Source organism: Marinobacter sp. (genome assembly GCF_041690455.1).
Taxonomy (GTDB): domain Bacteria; phylum Pseudomonadota; class Gammaproteobacteria; order Pseudomonadales; family Oleiphilaceae; genus Marinobacter.
The window spans coordinates 1-19,628 of the sequence record NZ_JAWLHI010000033.1; the positions used below are offsets into that span (position 1 = coordinate 1).

Consider the following 19,628-nt stretch of genomic DNA (forward strand, 5'->3'; position numbering starts at 1 on the left):
GGCACGTCCCTGTGGCGCTTGAGCTCCGCCATCCATGGCTCCGCACAGTTTTGGAAAGGCTCCCCCACCCCAACCCCAGACCTCACAGTAAAATGGAGACATGAATAACCGATGCGTCGCACCAAGGAAGAAGCAGAGAGAACACGGCAAGCTGTCCTTGAAGCCGCCCTGAAACTCTTCAGCCGCGACGGCTATTCGCTGACCACCCTCAGCCGGATTGCCAAGGAAGCCGGTTGCAGCCGTGGGCCAATTTACTGGCACTTCGAGAACAAGGACGATCTGTACGCGGCTGTACTGGCCTACTCCCAGGAGCCCTTGGAGGCGTTGGTGAAGGAATGCGGCGGGATGAGGGATCAGCCCATAGAGGCAATGACGCATTTTATTGATCAGTGGCTATTTCTACTGGCCAATAATCGCCGATACCGGCAATCGTTCGAGATTCTGCTGAACAAGACCGAGCTTACGGATGCCATGAGCCGGACACTGAAACGGGAACGGAAACTCACCCAGTCCATCGTTGCCATGTTCAACACCCTGACCGCACAAGCGCAGGCCCGGTCACTGATCGAGAACGAAGAGCCGCCGGAGAACCTCGGTCTGCTCTGTTATACCTTCTTGATGGGCATTACCCAGACCTGGTTGTTCGCCCCCCGATTGTTTTCGCTCAAGCAGGAGATGCCGTTTTTCCAGCGCCAGTTCTGGCGCCTACTGGGCAGGCCGGAATAGCTGAGCGATTCTGACGATTCAGCTGTGTGACGTAGTTGGGATTCAGGATATTTTTACCTTATTTTACGTTTGCATCTACCTGACTCGACTAGGATGAGTCCAAACAAACGGTATCTTTTGATGCTGGTCAAGAATAGTGTGGCCTCATATAACGCCTGGCGGCGGAATGTGAATGCCCCGACGGAAAGGGCCCGTCGCTGTGACAAACCCGAACATTCCCGGCTCTGCAGAGTCCTCAGGTGAACTCGCTTTTCCTTTCCCCTCCCTGGGAGGCGAAGACCTGCAGGCGTATAACACTCTCGTCAGCACCCTGTACCGCTGCCTGCATGACAATGCCGGTTTCAAACCATTCTTCGATGCCTTTAGCCACCACTTCAAAGCCCTGCAGGGTGGCATTCTGGGGCTCACCAGCAATCCACAGCGCATGGTGTATGGTTGGACTTTTGGCTATCCCGAAGGCTTTGAAGAGTGGTACATCAACAGTGATCTGCCAGAACGGGATGAAGCCCTGACCCGTTATCGCCAGCTTCCGCCACGCCAGTTCGACTCTTTTCTTCGTGGTGACACCAGTCGCACCATTCTCGACTTTCTTGGCCCGGAGAGCCGCGCCTGGGCCGAGCAGGTTGGCATGGGCGATAGCGCTGGAATGCTGGTTACACGGGAGAACGGCACTCATGTGGTGTTCATGGCCAACCGCCACAAGGAATTCGGCCCCTACACCGATGATGAACTTCTGCAGATGAACCTGCTGGCTCCCCATATCGAGAATGCCGTGGCCCTGCACCTGAAGCTGTACGAGACACGCAGCGATAATGAAAACCTGGCGATGGCACTCAACCACGTAAAAAAACCGCTCATCGTCTTCAACGCTCTGGGCAATATAGCCCAGGCCAACGACGCGGCCCTGGCTCTTATGGAAAATAGCAGGTGCCTGTCCATTACCGGCTCCGAGCGACTGCAAAGCGCAGACCGCCGGATTACCCGCAAGCTACAGGATGCCATTACCACCTGCATCGTCCACTCCCACAAAGGCATTCTCTCGCCGCAAACTGTATTTTCCAGTCGCGGCCATGAACGTATCGCGGTCTGCCTGACACCCCTGATCGCCGAGAGCGCTGAAAATAACGGCGTGTTGGCGGAACTGTTCTGTTTTGACTCATCACTGGAGCCGGATCAGCAGAGACTTCAGGCGCTGTTCCAGTGCACACCGGCAGAAGCCGCTGTCGCTGCAGATCTGGCCCAGGGTCTGAGTGCCAGTGATGTCGCCGAGAGAAAGCAGATTTCCATCCATACCGCTCGCCAACACATCAAGAGCCTGCTGGCGAAAAACGGCTATCGCAAACAGACCGAGCTGGTGTCGATGCTGGTGCGGGCCCTGGGCTAAAAATAGTAAGCCACCGATAAGTAAAGGGCGAACTCATAGAAGTCCGCCCTTTACTTTCACATCTGTGAAGCCCTGCAAGAGTACTAGGGCAGCGGCCTCAGCTCACTCACATAAAAGCCCAGCTGGCTCTCGGTAGTACCGTCAATGTGCCGGAAATCTACCAGTGCCCATTCTTTTCCGTCGGCGGTTTTGATCGGAGCGAACACCCAATGACCCGTGGACGAATCATTAGGATTGGTCTCCTCGTAGGAGAGAGTGCCGCCAGCATTCACAACCCAGGCATCGATGAGGGTATTTTCACCATCCACCAGATAAGTGACCGAACCGGTGCCATTGGACTGTAAGGCAACCCTGGCTGCAGAGTTTTCACCCACCAGATCGTATTCAAAATTCTTGCCCGTTCCGTTAGCAAAGACACCGCCAGTACGCTCGACAATCATGCTGCTGGTATTACCGGCCAGATCACTCAGCTCCACGCTGAAGCGACCAACCCGCTGAAGGGAAAACGCGTCACCGATCGCAATCTCAAACTGCAGATCGCCGTAGCCTGTAACCGTTGACGAGGCGGTCAGACCACCGCCACCGCTGAAATCGTACAGTCCGCCCGGGCCATCCGTTTCCGTTTCGACGCTGGCAACCTCGAAGATGCCGTTGGTGAGGCTGTAGTTACCCCATTCTGAGGAAACGGCCACAAGATCATCACCCGTGTACACCTCGCCATTGGCGTTATGGGCGATCACATAATGGCTGTCATCCAGAATGGTCAGCACATTGAAACCATCTCCCTCTGGCAGATACCAGGCACCCACGTATGCGTTATTGGCATCCTTGATGGACTGGAAGGGAGTCGCTGCCCCTGCCTCGCTGGCAAAATGCAACTCATCGCCCACCAGTTGCACGTTTTCCGTGCAATTCCCTATATCCTCTGCCAATCCCGGACACAGGCCGCCCTCGCCGCCTTCTGACTCACCGAGCACCTCGATGGTCAGTGCCCCGGTAGCCGGGTCCCAGCTATACGTGCCCCATTCAGCCGTTGCCGCTCCCTGATCGTCGTTGCCATATTTGTGGGCAATGATGTAGGTGCCATCCTCGAGGAAGGTCAGCACATTGATTTCTTCGCCATTCGGTCCCTGGCCATTGCTGCTTTCACTATCGGGTTCCACAAAAATCCAGCTGCCACGCAGGTCAGCCTGCTGGGAAGCATAGAAATGGGCTTCGGCCTCCTCCGCGCTGATCAGCGTTTTATTGGCCGGGGTTGCCACCTCATTCGTAAACTGGGATTCAAAATCGGCGGCGGGCTGATCCACAACCAACAGCGCATTCTCCAGCGCCGTGTGGGTTTCAGCGGTGATGGTGATGCCGTTATCGGGGTTGCCATCCTCATCGAGGCTTTGCAGCAGCCTCAGGATATTGGTCAGCTGGTCAGGGGAACTCATATCAGCGGTCATGTCAGCGGGCGTAACACGCCCGGTTGCCGGTACCGGGGGCAGCTCAATACCGCCAATGCTGAAGGTTACCGTTTCACCCTCAACATACTCGTATTCCCCGAGAGCGCTGGTAAAGTCACTCTGGGTCGCCGTCTGATACCGGATGTTCGCGACTGCGCTATCCGTGAAGATGCCCGTTTTGGTGTTTTCCGGTGACGAGGTGCCTTCAGCCACGGTGCTTGAGGAAGAGCCACCACCGCCACAACCGCTTAGTGCTATTGCCAGAGCCAGGGAGCCGAATTTGATTACTTTCATAATTTTTCCTGTTGTTGGAATAACCGAAAGTAATACTTAATAATTTCGACCTCCCCGCGCATCCCCAAAATTGGGTATGCCGCGAGCGATAAGTGCGGAGAAGCTCACAGCCTCCAATCTTGGGGACCCTATGGACTATGAGGCACTAGCCTCCGCCCCATCATAATGAGGATGGCACCGAAGCCGTACATCATGACGCTGTAGACCACCGCCGGGATGGACATCTCGGAGGATTCCAGCAGGGTCAGGGTGACCATCAGGGCGATGGTGCCGTTCTTGATGCCCAGTTCCACGGCAACCGCCAGGGATTCCCGCTGTGACAGTCCGAACAGGCGGCTGCTGGCCAGGCCAATGAGCACGCCCACCAGGTTGAGCAGGAAGGCCGCCGGGCCGGCCTGGGCGAGTAGTTCCAGCAGGCGGTCGCGGGAGCCGTACATCAACGCAATGATCAGCGCCAGCAGCACCAGACCACCGAAGATGCTGACCATGCCCTCGGCCTTTTTCGCACGCTCCGGCGCCCGGGTCCGGATAAACATGCCAATAGCGACCGGCAACAGCACGATGATCACCAGCATGGCAATGGTCTTGCCGACCGGGAGGGAAATATCCGCCGCTTCACCAAAGTGCATCTGCAGGGCGTAGTTGGTGAAAAACGGCAGGGTCACGATGGTAATCAGACTGGCGGACACCGTCAGCAGGATGGACAGGGCGATGTTGCCCCTGGACAGAAGTACGAAGAGATTGGAGGTGGTACCGCCGGGGCAGGCGGCGATGATCACCAGGCCGACCGCCAGCGCAGGACCAAGGCCCAGCATCGGGGCGATGGCGAAGGCCACCAGGGGCATCAGGAGTATCTGGGCGATGGTGCCGACGATCATCCCTCTGGGGTTCATGGTCACCTGACCAAAATCCCTGACGGTAAGGGTCAGACCGATCCCTACCATGATAATGAACAGCGAGATGGGCAGCCCGATCGAGATCAGTGGACTGGATTCCAAGGCAAGATTCCTCTCTTTTTGTTGTTTTCGGTGGGGCTGGTCGGCCCAGCCTCACCATATCATAGCCACTCTCCTTGCCCACCGGGATATATCTGTTCCACCGGGTCTTTCCGTACCGACTGATCGATCAGAACATCTTCAGATAACGGTCAACTTCCCAGGAGGACACGTGGTTCTGGTAGCTTTCCCACTCCCCCTTCTTGTAATCCACAAAGGCATTGAACATGGCCTCGCCGAACACTGCTCTGGCCAGGGGATCTGCCTCGAAGGCCTCCACTGCCTCACCCAGATTCCGGGGCAGGTACTCGATGCCCTGTTCGGCAACTTCGGCATCGCTGTAGTTGTACATGTTCTCGTGGTGCGGTGCTCCGGCATCCAGACCATCACGGATGCCCTCGAGGCCGGCGGCCAGGATCAGGGCAGAGCCAAGGTAGGGGTTGCAGGAGATATCCGCCGCCCGGCATTCGATGCGACCACCCACGCCGGGGATGCGGATCATGTTGGTGCGGTTGTTGGAGCCGTAGCACATGAATACCGGCGCCCAGGTGGAGCCGGACATGCTGCCCTGGCGCACCAGACGCTTGTAGCTGTTCACCGTGGGGGCAATCACCGCGCTGATGGCGGCGCCGTGTTTCAGCACTCCGGCAATGAAGTGGTAGGCGATCCGGCTGATTCCACAGTTGTGGAGGTCGTCTCCCCGGGGCTCGAACAGGTTCTCCCCGGTCCTGATATCGGCAAGGGACATGTTGTAGTGAGCGCCGCTGCCCGTGCGGTCGGCGAAGGGTTTGGGCATGAAGCTGGCAAACGCGCCGTGCTTGCGGGCAATCTCGTTGGCCATCATACGGAAGAACACCAGGCGGTCGGCCATGGTCAGGGCGTCGGCGTACCTGAAGTCGGTTTCGAATTGCCCGTTGGCATCCTCGTGATCGAAGGAATACACGTCCCAGCCCAGCTCGTTCATGGCCTCCACCAGCTCGTCCATGATTTCCAGGTTATCCATCAGCGAGCGCGGGTCATAGCAGGGTTTGCCTGCGGTATCCCGGTCACTCAGGGGCGCGAAGCCACCGTCTTCGGTATCCCGGAACAGGAAGAACTCGGTCTCGATGCCAAGGTTGAATCGGTAGCCCATGCCCTCGGCCGCTTCGAGCTGCCGGCGCAAGATATTACGGGAGCAGGCTGCAAAAGGCCGGCCGTTCAGGTACAGGTTGCCGGGAAACCATGCCAGCTGCCGGTTCCAGGGGCAGATGGCCAGGTTATCAGCGTCCGGCATGGCGGCCACTTCGTCATCGGAGATGTCCTGGGGCACACCGTCCAGGGCGGCACCGGTGTATAGCTCGGACCCTTCCATCATCTGGCCCAGATGGGCCACGGGCACAAACTTGCCCTTGCTGATGCCATGGATATCCACGTAGCTGGCCATGGCGTATTTGACGCCGGCGTCAATCAGTTGCTGCTTCAGGGCCTTGGTATCGGTCAGTTCAGTCATGTCTCTTCCTCGTGTCGGCCCGGTCGGACGGGCCTGCTGTTTTGATGTCTGGCACGAAACTTTCATTCAACTTACATGCCAGTGTGTATGTAAGTGACAATTCAAGGCCAAAAGACGAGACCGGGAACGGCTCCAGGAAACTGTTCAAGTGACTGATTCAGATTGGGTTATCAAAGATTTCGAGGCCGGCGACCTGCCCCTTTCCAATAGCGACATCCTGAAGGGTGCACGGCTCCGCTATCACCAGACCGGTAAGCTGAATGCCCCAAAAGACAACCTGATCCTGTTGCCCACGTACTATGGTGGTGCAGCAACGGGGAACTACCCCTGGGTCACCTCCGACGGTCCTCTCGATCCCGAACGCTACTGCATCGTCATTCCCGCCATGCTGGGTGCGGGGGAATCCTCGTCCCCGTCCAACGCGACCGGCAACCAGGCCGGCCCCGGTTTTCCACGGGTGAGCCTGTACGACAATGTCATGTTGCAGAAGCAACTCGTCGATCAGGTGTTCGGCGGCGCTGACCTGGCACTGGTGATGGGATGGTCCATGGGCGGCATGCAGGCGCTGCAATGGGGCAGCCTGTTCCCGGACCGGGTCGGAGCCGTGCTCGCAGCCTGTGCCACGGCCCGTTGTTATCCCCACAACCGGGTCTTCCTGGAGGGTATAAAAGCAGCCCTGACGTGCGACTCCGACTTCGAAGGCGGTCGCTACCGGCGACCGCCTGCCCGGGGCCTGAAAGCCTTCGGCCGGGTATACGCCGGCTGGGCCTATTCCCAGGCATTCTACCGCCAGGATCTGTATCACGAACTTGGTTTCCGGACGATCGAGGACCTGCTGGATTTCTGGGAACAGGACCACCTGGCCCAGGACGCCAATGATCTGCTTGCCGTGCTGGACACCTGGCAGTCCGCTGATATCAGCACCAACCCGGTATTCCAGGGTGACTACCAGGCCGCCCTCGCCCGGCTCATCATGCCCACCTGTATCATGCCCGGCGCCACCGACCTTTACTTCACGGAAACCGATGCCAGAAGCGATGCCAAGGGGATGCCCGGCGCCCGCTGCGAGGTGCTGGCATCAGACTACGGTCATATTGCAGGCGGTCCGGGAAGGGATCCCGCCTCCCACGCTCACATTCTGTCAGTCGCCCGCAGCCTGCTCCAGGATGGGGCGCATCCATGACCACGATTCGACCAGGACGCACTGATCCAGTGCGTCCCAACATCCCAAGACCGGCCCGGAACCCCTGTCACAAGGGAACAGCCAACGCTGGCACGGTGCCTGCAAAGACGGGCAATGGCGCCCGGGAGATTGGATTGCACGCGATTCCAGTGCCGTGTTCTGTGACCAGAGGAGAAACATCATGCGACTGATCAACCGCACCCCCGGCCGGCTCGCCGCCACCGCGCTTGGTGTGCTGCCCTTCCTGGCAATCCTGCTCATTTATGGCCTCGCCTCCCAGCAGCGTCTCGTGGAGAACCCCAACGACAAGCTGCTGCCGGGTCTTGAACAGATGACTGCGGCGGTGGATCGCATGGCATTCCAGGAGGACCGGCGCAGTGGCGATTACCTGATGTGGGTGGACACCGTCGCCAGCCTGGAGCGCCTGGGCCTTGGAGTTGGTGTGGCCGCGTTGATGGCACTGGTGGTCGGTCTGCTCAACGGCGTGCTGCCCCTGGTGCGGGCCAATCTGGCGCCACTGGTCTCGGCCCTGTCCATGGTCCCGCCCCTGGCGATATTGCCGATCCTGTTCATCGTGTTCGGCCTGGGAGAGCTCTCGAAGGTTATGCTCATTGTTATCGGCACCGCGCCAATCATGATGCGGGATGTTGCCCAGCGGGTTCGGGAACTGCCGGCGGAACAACTGATCAAGATACAGACTCTGGGTGCCAACAGCTGGCAGATCATTACCCGCATGGCCCTGCCACAGGTACTGCCTCGCCTGATCGACGCCGTGCGCCTGAGCCTGGGCCCGGCCTGGCTGTTCCTGATTGCCGCCGAGGCCATCGCCTCCACCGAGGGCCTGGGTTACCGGATCTTCCTGGTGCGCCGCTATCTCGCGATGGATGTGATCCTGCCCTATGTCATCTGGATCACCATCCTTGCCATTGTCATCGACCAGTGCCTGCGCTTTACCAACCGCAGGCTGTTCCCCTGGTACAACGCAGGAGGCCACTGATGAGTTTCATTACCGTCAAGAATCTGTGGAAAGAATACGGCGACCAGATCGTACTGGAAAATCTGAACCTTGAGGTCAAGCAGGGCGAATTCTGCACCCTGGTGGGCGCATCCGGCTGTGGCAAATCTACCTTCCTGAAGATGCTGCTGGGCCAGGAATCCCAGAGCCGGGGTGAGCTACTGCTGGATGGTGAAACCTTCCCCCGGGAGCCGGACCGACACCGGGGCATTGTGTTCCAGCGCTACTCGGTGTTCCCGCACCTCACCGTGCGCCAGAATGTCCTCCTGGGGCTGGAACTGGAACAGAAACCCCTGCTGGGCAAGCTGTTTGGCCAGGCCCGGAAGGAGGCCCTGGAAAAAGTGGATGCAATGCTGGACTCGGTCGGCCTGAGCGCTTCCGCCCACAAATGGCCCCACGAGCTGTCCGGGGGCATGCAGCAGCGCCTGGCCATTGCCCAGTCCCTGGTCATGCGGCCCCGGGTGCTTTTATTGGACGAACCTTTCGGCGCACTGGATCCGGGCATCCGGGCGGACATGCATGGCCTGCTGCTGAGACTTTGGCGTGAGACGGGGACCACCATTTTCATGGTTACCCACGATCTTCGGGAAGGGTTCTACCTGGGTACCCGGCTGCTGGTTTTCGACAAGGTCCGCAACGACCCTCACGACCCGCAGGCCTTCGGAGCAACCATCACTTACGATCTCCCAATTGGCGAGACTGACAAGGCCCTGTTCACCAATATCACCGCCTCGGTGAGCGAGACGGCCCGCAATCAGGCGGCCTGAGGCACAAAAAAGGGGCTGCCCGGAGGCAGCCCCACAAGACCCGAACTCGCAGATCAGTTCGATGCAACACGATCCTTCGGCAGTTTGAAGGTCCAGACCATACCGCCCTGGTTGAAGTCCTTGACCACGCGGGCCACTTCGCCACCCCAGAGCGGAACCGCACCGCCCCAGCCGGAGGCGACGGAGACATACTGCTCGCCGTCCATGGTCCAGGTCACCGGCGTGCCAACCACCCCGGAGCCGGTGTTGAATCGATAAAGCTCTTCCCCGGTCCTGGCATCAAAGGCCTTCAGGTAGCCTTCAGGCGTGCCGGTGAAGACCAGATTGCCCGCGGTGGTCATCACACCACCCCACAAAGGCGCGGTGTTTTCATAACGCCAGACTTCCTTGCCGGTTTTCGGATCCATGGCGCGCAGAACGCCGATGTAATCATCGTTGGCCGGTTTGATGGTGAAGCCTGCGCCCAGGAAGGCAGCGCCTTTCTTGTAGGACACCGGCTCGTTCCAGATGTCCATGGACCACTCGTTGGAAGGCACGTAGAACAACTCGGTTTCCGGGCTGTAGGCCATCGGCATCCAGTTCTTGCCACCGAGGAAGGCTGGCTGGGCCACGACTACCTCGCCCTTGCCGCCGTCAGTGGCCGCCGGGTCACCCGGCCGACCACCGTCGGTGAAGATCGGACGGCCGGTTTCCGGATCCAGGCCTTCGGCCCAGGTGATCTTGTCCACGAACGGGAAGCCGCGGATGAAGTCGCCGTTCTCACGGTTCAGCACGTAGAAGAAGCCGTTACGGTCGGCGGTGGCAGCAGCCTTGATGGTCTTGCCATTCTCGTTCAGATCGAAGGAGATCAGCTCGTTGACGCCGTCGTAATCCCAGCCGTCGTGGGGGGTGGTCTGGAAGTGCCACTTGATGCTGCCATCATCAGGATCGATGGCCAGGCGTGAAGAGGAGAACAGGTTGTCCCCCGGGCGCAGGTGGGAATTCCAGGGCGCCGGGTTGCCGGTACCGAAGAACAGGGAGTCGGTTTCCGGATCGTAGGTGCCGCCCAGCCAGGTCGCCGCACCGCCGTTCTTCCACATATCCCCGGGCCAGGTCTGACCGGGCTTGCCGCCGGAGATGCCGTTCTCGATTTTCTTGCCGTCCTTGTAGACGTAACCCATGTGCCCTTCAACGGTCGGGCGCATCCAGACCAGCTCACCGGTATTGGCGTCGTAGGCTTCCACCTTGCCGACGATGCCGAACTCACCCCCGGACACCCCTGTGATCACCTTGCCCTTGACCACGATCGGAGCGGCGGTAATGGCATAGCCCGCCTGATAATCCGCCACTTTCTTGATCCACATGGGCTTGCCGGTGTCCTTGTTCAGGGCCACCAGCTTGGCATCCAGGGTTCCGAAAATGACCTTGTCGTCGTACAGGGCAACACCCCGGTTAACCACGTCACAGCAGGGCATGATGCCGTCCGCCAGGCGGGCGTCGTACTGCCAGATTTCCTCACCGGTTTTGGCGTCAATGGCGTAAACGCGGGAATAGGAAGCAGTGACATACATCACGCCATCCTTGATCAGCGGCTGGGACTCCTGGCCGCGCATTTTCTCGCTACCGAAGGAGAACGCCCAGGCCGGCTGGAGGTGCTGAACGTTATCGGTGTTGAGATCTTCCAGGATGCTGAACCGCTGGCCTTGGGTACCCATGCCGTAACTGACAATATCTTCAGGTGTCTTGTGATCGTTGACGATATCCTCGTCGGTTACCGCCTGGGCCCCGTATGACACGGCCAGCGCCAGGGCACTGGCGGCAATGCGGATCCCGAACTTGTTGGTTCTCATGGTTGCGCTCTCCAATTCTCTTGTTTTCGGTTCTCTTGCGTTCGTTTCAGGGCGAACCGGGAACTTTCCCGCCTCTTTTGTGATTCTTCTCCCTAGTGGCAAGAGCAACAATTAATCCCCCGAACAGGTTTTCTCATCACTTGGTAGTACTACTTCAAAAAAAGCCCGCTACAGGGGCGGGCTGGTCGCTCAGAGCTCACCCTCAGCCCGGGCGATGGCCTGCTCATCCAGGAAATCCCGGTAGTACCCGGGCACGCTGTAGCGCAGGTCCTGACTGGCAAACAGCTCATTCAACTCGCCACTTTTCACCAGCTTGTCGACGATAGCCTCCAGGGCGTAACCCAGCTGGCGATGGGTGTGTTTGATCGCCATACCCACATCCCAGACCTGCTTGCCGATGCCCGGGAAACCGTTGCCGGCGGCCCTGAACGCAGCGTTTTCCTCCTTCGCCAGCTCATGATCGATCTCCGCCCGCATACCCATCACCGCGCTGACTTCACCCTCGCGCATGGCCTGAAAAGCGGCCCGGACATTGGGGTAGTGGCGGACCTGTTCGCGCATGCGTCCACCCAGCCCGGAGGTGAGGTAGAAGTCCGGCAGGGTGTCGATCTCCACGCCAATGGGGTGGTACTGGAAGACGGCGACAGTCTCGACCGAGTCCAGCTTTTCCGGGTTGTAGGCGATCTGCCAGGTTTCCTGCTGATAGGGACCGAACAGCACCACCTGCTCATTGATGTATTCCCCGGTGGAGTCCTGCATGTAGGCATAGGTCTTGTCGTAGGGAACCCGTAGCATGACGTCGGCAAGCCGGCGCTTGGCCAGGTAATGGCCCTTCCAGACGTTGTTGCGAAGGTCATCCCCCAGGTTTTCATCCGGAACAATCCAGTGGACGATAAAGTCGACACCCATTTCCTCGGCAATCCTGCGCCCAAGCTCAATATCGATGCCGCGGGGTTCACCATCGACTTCATAGGAATAGGGAGGAAAATTCTCGTAGACGCCCACTTTCAGGTAGCCGGACTCGAGGATGATGTCGTAGGTTCGCTCCGCCGGCCGGTTCAGGAGTTCGTCTCCGTCGTCTATTTCCTGGGCGAGGGCAACCTGAGTGAGAAGCAGAAAGGCAAGGATGCGAGACAGTATTTTCATTGTTTTCTCCCAACGACGACAGGCCGGCACAGGGCCGGCCCGGGTTCAGGCATCAGCAGCGGATGGGGCCGATGCATCATTCAGGCTTGGGCAGTGATTCCACATAGGTCCGGATCGCCCACATGGCATTCTGGTCCAGGCTCTTTTTCCAGGACGGCATACCCCGATCGGTGCCATTGCGCACGCGGTTGATGAAGTACTCGTCGTCCCACTGTGTCAGCTCCCGAAGATCCGGGGTCAGGCCACCGGACATGGCGCGGATGCCGTGGCAGCTGGCACAGTTACCGGCGTAGGCACTTTCGCCGATCTTCACCGCTTCCACCTGGTAATCAGCGTACTCGTTGCCCTCCCGGAACGGGTTTTCCATGCGCACTTCATCACCGAGGGATGGCAGGTTTCCGGTATCCACCTCCTGCGGTGTGACATTGCCGTGGGCCATGACGAACCCGGTTACACCGGCCAGAACAAGGGCCAGAATCGGTCTGATTGCAAAAGGTGTTTTCATTGTTGCTACCTCTGATTGGTTCCCCGTGGGTTGGCCATTGGATTTGTGGCTTGCCAACTCGCTGCTTACCAGTCTAGGAACCTGCTTCACCGATCCGAATGCCACTTTGGAGGATTTGATGTAGTTCCTTGGTAGTAATCGGGCGGTATCCGGGCCCCAATTTCCTACTTTGGTACTGCCCGATTCGTACTTTCTGAATATTTCAGGCCGGAGCCCCACTCTCTAAGCTCGGGAGAACGATAAAAACAAACGGGGAGCTCTTTTCATGCCACGCAATCAACTCATGCGCCTGCTCGGGCTGACCGCACTTTTGTGGCTCAGCCTGGTGCTCTCGGTACAGGCTGCCCCCTTGCAGGTGACGATCGGTTACATCCAGTGGGTACCGGATTCCGGCCCGGTGCTTTCCAATGTCATTCCGGAACCGGAAGACGCGGGCCTGCGGGGTGCCGAGCTGGCGATCGCAGATAACAGCACCACCGGCAAATTCCTGGGCCAGAGCTATACCTTTCAAAGCGAAGTTGCGGACTCCGAAGAAGCTGCCATTGCCGCCTTCGACGCCATGCGAGAGAGCGGCGTTGAATTGTTCGTTGTGAACGCACCGGCGGAGACCCTGAAGACCATCACGGAGAAAGCCGGCGACACCGCCCTGATCTTCAACGCTGGCGCCAAGGACGATGCCCTGCGCACCGGCCAGTGCCACGCCAACCTGCTCCACACCATGCCCAGCTACGCCATGCTCACCGATGCCCTTGGCCAGTGGCTGTACCAGCGGCGCTGGGATGAGGTGTTCCTGATAACGGGTCCCACCGAAGCCGATAAGGGCTGGGCCGACGCCTTCCGCCGTTCCGCCAGGCGCTTCGGGCTGGAAATCGTGGAGGACAAACCCTGGACCTTTGATGCCGACCTGCGCCGCACGGCTTCCAAAGAGCTGCCGCTGTTTACCCAGGCCAGCGACTATGACGCCGTGGTCGTGGCCGATGTCCGTGGTGATTTCGGCGAGTATGTGCCGTTCAACACCTGGCTACCCCGGCCGGTAGTCGGTACCCAGGGCATGTCGCCGGTGACCTGGCATCGGGTGGTGGAAAGCTGGGGCGCGGCGCAGCTACAGAACCGTTTCCGCGAGCTGGCCGGCCGGGACATGAACAGTGAAGACTACGCCGCCTGGGCTGCGATTCGCTCAATCGGCATTGCGGTCACCGATCTGGGTACCGCTAGCCCCGGAGATATCCGTAATTTCCTGTTCAGCGACAAGTTCCAGCTGGCCGCGTTCAAAGGTCGCAAGCTGACCTTCCGTGACTGGAATGGTCAGCTGAGACAGCCGATCCCCCTGGTCCATCCCAGAGGTCTGGTTGCCCGCGCCCCCTTTGAAGGCTTCCTGCACCCGAATACCGAAATGGACACCCTGGGCTTCGACGAGCCGGAAAGCGAGTGTCGGATCAACGACTGACCGCCCTGGCGGTACGTTTTTTAGAACAAGAAGGAGTCAAATCATGAAAACCCTGTTCAAACAGACCGCCCTGGCCGCCATGATCGGCCTGTCCACGCCGGCCCTTGCCAGCCTCGCCTACGTGTCCAACGAAAAGGACAACACCATTTCGGTCATTGATACCGAAAGTCAGGACGTGGTCGAAACCATTGAGGTGGGGCAACGGCCAAGGGGCATCCTGCTATCCAAGGATCACACCAGGCTGTACATCTGTGCCAGCGATGACGACACCGTCCAGGTGCTGGACCTGGCCACCCGCAAAATCGTTGACACCCTGCCTTCCGGCGAGGATCCGGAGCAGTTCTCCCTGCACCCGAACAACAAGCATCTGTACATCGCCAACGAGGACGACGCCATCGTGACCGTGGTGGATGTGGAGACCAAGGACGTGCTGGCGCAGATTGATGTCGGCATTGAACCTGAAGGCATGGCGGTGAGCCCGGATGGCAAGTGGGCGGTGAACACCTCCGAAACCACCAGCATGCTGCACTGGATCAACACCGAGACCTTCGAGATCGAGAAGAACATCGTGGTGGGCCAGCGCCCGCGCCATGTGGAGTTCAGCAAGGACAGCAAGATTGCCTGGGCCTCGGCTGAAATTGGCGGCACAGTGCACATCATTGATGTCGACAACCTGGAACAGATCCACGAGATGTCGTTCAAGGTGCCCGGCGTGAATCAGGATCGGGTTCAGCCGGTGGGCATCGAACTGACCTCTGACGGCAAATACGCCTTTGTCGCCCTGGGCCCTTCCAACCATGTGGCGGTTGTTGATGCCCAAACCTATGAAGTGCTGGACTACCTGCTGGTGGGCAGCCGGGTCTGGCAGCTGGACCTGGACAAGGACGAGAAGCACCTCTACACCACCAACGGGGTTTCCGGGGATGTCTCGGTGATCGATGTGGAGGACCTGAAGGTGATCAAATCCATCAAGGTAGGCCGCTACCCCTGGGGTGTGGTCATCGATCCGACTTCATGACCATTGAAGCGCGCAACCTCGGCTTTCACTACGGTGACAAGCCGGTGCTCCGGGAGGTCAGCTTCGCGCTGACCTCTGGCCGTTTCCACGCTCTGCTCGGGCCCAACGGTGCCGGAAAGTCCACCCTGTTCGGACTGCTGACGCGACTGCTGGCGCTTCAACAGGGGGATATCGTGCTGGCCGGGCAATCCCTGAAAAAACAGCCCGCTGAGGCCATGCGCCAGATCGGTGTGGTGTTCCAGCAGAACGCGCTGGATCTGGATCTGACGGTACGCCAGAACCTGCAGTACCACGCCGCCCTGCATGGACTGTCCCGCAGGGAGGCCCGCCTCCGTGGCGACCGGGAACTGGAGCGTTTTGAATTACTGGACCGGGCCAACGATGCCGTCCGCCAGCTCAATGGTGGCCACCGCCGCCGGGTGGAGATTGCCCGTGCCCTGCTCCACGAACCTTCCCTGTTGCTCCTGGACGAACCGACAGTTGGCCTGGATGTGGCCAGCCGCAAGGCTCTCAATGAATACGTGAGGACGCTCTGTGACCAGGACGGCCTGACCGTGCTCTGGGCCACCCACCTGATTGAGGAGGTCCGGGAGAGTGACCGGGTGCTGATCCTGCACCAGGGCCAGCTGATGGCGGACGGGGCCGGGTCGGCCATCTGCGAGGCCGAAGGCGCCCGGACCCTGGCGGACACTTTCCATGCCCTGACCGGAGCCGGTTGATATGAAAGCAGCTCATTACTGGCACTGTTTCGTCGGCATCCAGACCCGGGAGTGGCTGCGGTTCTGGCAGCAACGGACCCGCTTTGCCAGTGCGCTGGTGCGGCCGCTGCTGTGGCTGGTGGTGTTTGCCGCCGGCTTCCGGGCGGTGCTGGGCATTTCCATTATCCCGCCCTATCAGACTTACATTACCTACGAGACCTACATTGCCCCGGGGCTGTGCGGGATGATCATCCTTTTCAACAGCATGCAGGGTGCCTTGTCGATGGTGTATGACCGGGAGCTGGGCAGTATGCGGGTGCTGTTGATGAGTCCGCTGCCGCGACCGTTCCTGCTGGTGACCAAACTGCTGGCGATGGGGGTGGTGTCGATCGGGCAGGTGTATGTGTTCCTGTTGCTGGCGCTGCTGGTGGATGTGGAGCCGCCGCTTTGGGGCTATCTGGCGGTGTTGCCGGCGCTGGTGCTGACCAGTCTGATGCTGGGGGCGCTGGGGCTACTGATTGCTACCTGGATCAAGCAGTTAGAGAATTTTGCCGGAGTGATGAATTTTGTCATTTTCCCGATGTTTTTCATGTCTTCGGCGTTGTATCCGCTTTGGAAAATGAATGAGGCGAGTCCGTGGTTGTATTGGGTTTGCCAGATCAATCCGTTCACCCATGCGGTGGAGGCGATCCGGTTTTCGCTGTATCTGGAGTGGAATCCGGTGGCTTATGGCATTACTGCCGGGGTGACCGTTGTTTTGGCCTTGCTTGCCACGGCCGGATTTCGGCCTCAGCGGACGAAGATCCTGGGGACGCGACCGGTTTCCTGAAGCCCTCAGCCTCCGGAGTTGGAAGGCGCTGGGTGGGGCTGTCCAAAACCCGCTCCTTCGGCACGTCCCTGTGACGCTTGAGCTCCGCCATCCATGGCTCCGCACAGTTTTGGACAGCCCCACCCAACGCCTTCAATCAACTTAAGTGAAGGCTTCTCAGATAACGATTTCAAGGTAATTCAGACCACTTGGTCCAAAGTGCGTAACCGTTGGACCAGGCTTTCCACTCCAGATTGCGCTGCAATTGTGCCATCCCATTGCAAACACGCCGGCTGGCCATCGAGGTACCACAGACGGTTCGCCAGCTCAGTGGCGTCCCGGGCATCGTGAGTGACGCAGATCATGGCCATTGTCGGGTACCGGTCCAGCAGGTCGAGAATCAGCTCTTTGAGTTCGGTGGCACGAACCGGGTCGAGGGAAGCGAACGGCTCGTCCAGCAACAACAGATCCGGCTGGATCGCCAGGCATCGGGCCAGCGCGGCGCGGCGTGCCATGCCCAGAGAGAGTTGGTCGGGCAGATGATCGGCGTAGCCGGCAAGTCCGACACTGGCCAATAGACGTTCAATGTCGGCATCACCAGCACCAACGATAGCCAGGTTCTGACGCAGGGTACGCCAGGGTAGCAGTCTGTGCTCCTGGAACAGGTACCCTACCCGAGCTTTGTTCCGGCCAGGCACGGCCGCGTCAGGCATGGACCCGTCGAGGCCAGCGATGGCATTAAGCAAGGTGGTTTTGCCGATGCCGGATGGGCCGAGCAGGCAGATTCGGTCACCCTGACGGATGGTGGTGAAGATTTCCCCCAGCACCGGCTGGCCGAAGCTGCGCCCCTCGATTCTCAATTCAAGCATGGGCCAACTCCGGTTTCCGCCAGCGGTTGGCGCGGCGTTCCACAGGTTGCAGGATGGCCAGTTCGATGAGCTGGACGACGGCGATGAACGCCAGGCTGTAAGCCAGGATGGTGGCCACGTCGAAGACCTGGAAGGCGAGATGGAGTTTGAAGCCGACGCCGCTGGAGCGGCCGAGCAGTTCGACTACCAGGACGATTTTCCAGATCAGGGCAAGGCCTCCCCGGGTGGCGGCCATCAGGTAGGGAAACAGTTGGGGTAGCCAGACTTCCCGGAACCGTTGCCAGCGGGTGAAGCGATAGACTGTGGCCATGTTTTCCAGTTTCGGATCCAGGCTCCTGGCGCCTTCGCGGACGGTGACCGCGACATTGGGGACTTTGTTGATCACCACCGCCAGTACGGCAGCGACTTCCACCAGGCCGAACCAGACGTACATGAGGATGATCGTGACCAGGGCCGGGAGGTTGAGTAGCACCACCAGCAACGGATCAAACAGGGCGTTGGTGGTGGCGGAGCGGCCCATGGTCACTCCGATGGCGGTGCCCAGCGCCATGGCCAGGACAAAGGCGATGAGGACACGGCCGAGGGTGGCGCCGAGGTGGTGCCAGAGTTCGCCATTGGCAGCCTCGGCCGAGAGGGTGTCCAGAACCGCGAACGGGGCGGGTAACAGAGGGGTGTCGAGAGCGACGGCCAGGCCCGCCCAGGCCAGAATCACGGTCGGCAGCACCACCCAGTAGCTCCAGGCAGGTGGCTGGCCGGTCCGGGTGGTCACGGTGCCTCCCGGTAGAACAATATGGCCGGCATGAGGCGGTCGGGGTCGGCGCCGGTCAGTTCAAGCAGGCGTTGCAGGTCGGTTATGCGTTGGTCGGTCAGCGGTTGGGGGGTACCTGCGACAAAGCCCTCCCGAAGGGCTTCGAACTCGCCGGAGTCCGGGTTCCGCATCAGGGCTCTGAGGCGTTGCCAATGCCCAGGGTCCTCTGCCAGCTCCTGTTTTGTTTGTCGGAGCGAACGGGCGAAGCGATCCATCAGTTCGCGGTGAGACTGCGCCCAGGCTTCGGGAAAAACATAGCCGAGGACTGGCAGGTTGGTGTCAAGGCCCAGCTCGGCGAGCAGGTCTTCCATGGCGAAGGCGGACCGCCATCCGCCCTGTCCTTTCAATCGGGCGGCAAAATGCCAGTAGGTGACGATGGCGTCGACCTGACCCCGTTTCAGGGCCTGACTCAGCAGCGGCGGCGCACCGAATTGCAGCTCCACGCTGTCTGCCAGGGAAATCCCCTGCTGATCGGCCACCCGGTTCAGCAGGATCCAGCCCTTGCTGTCGGGACCTCCGGCGACGCCGATGCGGCGGCCTGCCAGATCCGCCACCGAAGCGATGTCGGAATCCTCGGCCACCACGATGTCACCGATCCGGGAGGAAAACGGGACATAGAGGTAGGGCGCATCGGCGGCGTAGCGGGACTGGGCCCAGAGCAGGTCTGCCACGGCGCCGTCGACGCTGCCGCTGGTCACCGCCAGACGGGACGCAGGCAGATTGGCCACGGGCCGGAGCTCCAGGCGGTAACCATTGGCCCGGTCCAGGCCACGGTGTTTCAGGTGGTCCAGTTCCCAGTGGGCGGTGCCGAATTGCAGCACGCTCAGGGACAGGACCGGCAAAGGCTGGGCCTGCGCCGACCCGGTCGCCAGCAGCAGCGCGAGGATCAGACCCTTGATAAGACAGGCGCCGTGTTGCCGGGGCTTTATTGTTCTTTGTTGGTTCATAGCTCCACGATACGAACCCGGACAACCATCCAGAATAGTACTTTGGTGCCTGTTTTTTGGTGCGATGGTCGCATTCAACCGATAGCCAATATGGCGTGTAATGAAACGATCACAATAATAATCAGGGGAAAGGTTCAACCGCCCCTGCACAGGAGGACGCCATGCTGAACGAGCCTGATGCCGCACTCTCTCCGGAAAACCGCTATCATGACTCGGGTACCAGTCCTGACACCGACAACAAACAGGCGGAGA

At 59.8% G+C, this 19,628-nt stretch carries 18 protein-coding genes; 9 read left to right on the forward strand and 9 right to left on the reverse strand.

The genetic code is table 11. The features are described from left to right. The first annotated feature begins 111 nt into the window (after positions 1–111). A complete protein-coding gene (locus ACESMW_RS09725) occupies positions 112–726 on the forward strand; it encodes a TetR family transcriptional regulator (protein WP_372986834.1) in 615 nt (204 codons plus the stop codon). Positions 727–925: 199 nt separating this feature from the next. Further along, the gene (locus ACESMW_RS09730; protein WP_372986835.1) at positions 926–2,110 is read left to right on the forward strand and encodes a helix-turn-helix transcriptional regulator; all 1,185 of its coding nucleotides are present in this window, start codon (positions 926–928) and stop codon (positions 2,108–2,110) included. Between the two features lie 83 nt (positions 2,111–2,193). Here the strand turns inward: ACESMW_RS09730 and ACESMW_RS09735 are convergent, their stop codons facing one another. The 3 genes from ACESMW_RS09735 to glnT form a co-directional block, all read right to left on the reverse strand. Then, on the reverse strand, positions 2,194–3,852 hold the full coding sequence (locus ACESMW_RS09735; RefSeq protein WP_372986836.1) for a hypothetical protein: 1,659 nt from the start codon (positions 3,850–3,852) through the stop codon (positions 2,194–2,196). 128 nt (positions 3,853–3,980) lie between these two features. After that, the gene (locus ACESMW_RS09740; protein WP_372986837.1) at positions 3,981–4,850 is read right to left on the reverse strand and encodes a bile acid:sodium symporter family protein; all 870 of its coding nucleotides are present in this window, start codon (positions 4,848–4,850) and stop codon (positions 3,981–3,983) included. A 127-nt stretch (positions 4,851–4,977) separates the two neighbouring features. Beyond that, positions 4,978–6,336, reverse strand: a complete 1,359-nt coding sequence (gene glnT, locus ACESMW_RS09745; protein ID WP_372986838.1) for a type III glutamate--ammonia ligase — start codon at positions 6,334–6,336, stop codon at positions 4,978–4,980. Positions 6,337–6,484: 148 nt separating this feature from the next. Here glnT and ACESMW_RS09750 point away from each other — a divergent pair, with 148 nt between their 5' ends. The 3 genes from ACESMW_RS09750 to ACESMW_RS09760 all read left to right on the forward strand — a co-directional run bounded on the left by ACESMW_RS09750 (position 6,485) and on the right by ACESMW_RS09760 (position 9,301). Continuing rightward, on the forward strand, positions 6,485–7,519 hold the full coding sequence (locus tag ACESMW_RS09750; protein ID WP_372986839.1) for an alpha/beta fold hydrolase: 1,035 nt from the start codon (positions 6,485–6,487) through the stop codon (positions 7,517–7,519). 181 nt (positions 7,520–7,700) lie between these two features. Then, positions 7,701–8,516 (forward strand): ABC transporter permease, encoded by an 816-nt coding sequence (locus ACESMW_RS09755; RefSeq protein WP_372986840.1) that lies wholly within the window; start codon positions 7,701–7,703, stop codon positions 8,514–8,516. Beyond that, positions 8,516–9,301: an ABC transporter ATP-binding protein gene (locus tag ACESMW_RS09760; RefSeq protein WP_372986841.1), complete on the forward strand. Its 786-nt coding sequence runs from the start codon at positions 8,516–8,518 to the stop codon at positions 9,299–9,301. The genes ACESMW_RS09755 and ACESMW_RS09760 overlap by 1 nt, the downstream gene beginning before the upstream one ends. 53 nt (positions 9,302–9,354) lie before the next feature. Here ACESMW_RS09760 and ACESMW_RS09765 read toward each other — a convergent pair whose 3' ends face one another. From ACESMW_RS09765 to pedF, 3 genes are all read right to left on the reverse strand, one after another. Continuing rightward, positions 9,355–11,130 carry a PQQ-dependent methanol/ethanol family dehydrogenase gene (locus ACESMW_RS09765; protein WP_372986842.1) on the reverse strand — a complete coding sequence of 592 codons (1,776 nt, stop codon included), beginning with the start codon at positions 11,128–11,130 and terminating at the stop codon, positions 9,355–9,357. A gap of 189 nt (positions 11,131–11,319) precedes the next feature. Further along, a complete protein-coding gene (locus tag ACESMW_RS09770) occupies positions 11,320–12,276 on the reverse strand; it encodes a substrate-binding periplasmic protein (RefSeq protein ID WP_372986843.1) in 957 nt (318 codons plus the stop codon). Positions 12,277–12,352: 76 nt separating this feature from the next. Next, positions 12,353–12,781, reverse strand: a complete 429-nt coding sequence (gene pedF / locus ACESMW_RS09775) for a cytochrome c-550 PedF (RefSeq protein WP_372986844.1) — start codon at positions 12,779–12,781, stop codon at positions 12,353–12,355. A 283-nt stretch (positions 12,782–13,064) separates the two neighbouring features. On the opposite strand from pedF, the gene ACESMW_RS09780 reads away from it, so the two are divergent. From ACESMW_RS09780 to ACESMW_RS09795, 4 genes are read left to right on the forward strand one after another with little or no spacing between them, the layout of a single operon-like run. After that, positions 13,065–14,228 carry an ABC transporter substrate-binding protein gene (locus tag ACESMW_RS09780; protein ID WP_372986873.1) on the forward strand — a complete coding sequence of 388 codons (1,164 nt, stop codon included), beginning with the start codon at positions 13,065–13,067 and terminating at the stop codon, positions 14,226–14,228. Positions 14,229–14,271: 43 nt separating this feature from the next. Then, positions 14,272–15,246 (forward strand): YVTN family beta-propeller repeat protein, encoded by a 975-nt coding sequence (locus ACESMW_RS09785; RefSeq protein WP_372986845.1) that lies wholly within the window; start codon positions 14,272–14,274, stop codon positions 15,244–15,246. Then, the gene (locus ACESMW_RS09790; RefSeq protein ID WP_372986846.1) at positions 15,243–15,965 is read left to right on the forward strand and encodes an ABC transporter ATP-binding protein; all 723 of its coding nucleotides are present in this window, start codon (positions 15,243–15,245) and stop codon (positions 15,963–15,965) included. Before ACESMW_RS09785 ends, ACESMW_RS09790 begins: the two co-directional genes overlap by 4 nt. A 1-nt stretch (position 15,966) precedes the next feature. Continuing rightward, positions 15,967–16,773, forward strand: coding sequence for an ABC transporter permease (locus tag ACESMW_RS09795; protein WP_372986847.1), 807 nt, complete (start codon positions 15,967–15,969; stop codon positions 16,771–16,773). Between the two features lie 179 nt (positions 16,774–16,952). Here the strand turns inward: ACESMW_RS09795 and ACESMW_RS09800 are convergent, their stop codons facing one another. The 3 genes from ACESMW_RS09800 to ACESMW_RS09810 are packed head-to-tail and all read right to left on the reverse strand — an operon-like array spanning position 16,953 to position 19,376. Next, positions 16,953–17,621 (reverse strand): ABC transporter ATP-binding protein, encoded by a 669-nt coding sequence (locus tag ACESMW_RS09800; RefSeq protein WP_372986848.1) that lies wholly within the window; start codon positions 17,619–17,621, stop codon positions 16,953–16,955. After that, positions 17,614–18,390 (reverse strand): ABC transporter permease, encoded by a 777-nt coding sequence (locus ACESMW_RS09805; protein WP_372986849.1) that lies wholly within the window; start codon positions 18,388–18,390, stop codon positions 17,614–17,616. Before ACESMW_RS09805 ends, ACESMW_RS09800 begins: the two co-directional genes overlap by 8 nt. Next, complete coding sequence (locus tag ACESMW_RS09810; RefSeq protein WP_372986850.1) at positions 18,387–19,376, reverse strand: ABC transporter substrate-binding protein; 990 nt, start codon at positions 19,374–19,376, stop codon at positions 18,387–18,389. Before ACESMW_RS09810 ends, ACESMW_RS09805 begins: the two co-directional genes overlap by 4 nt. Positions 19,377–19,628 lie beyond the last annotated feature (252 nt).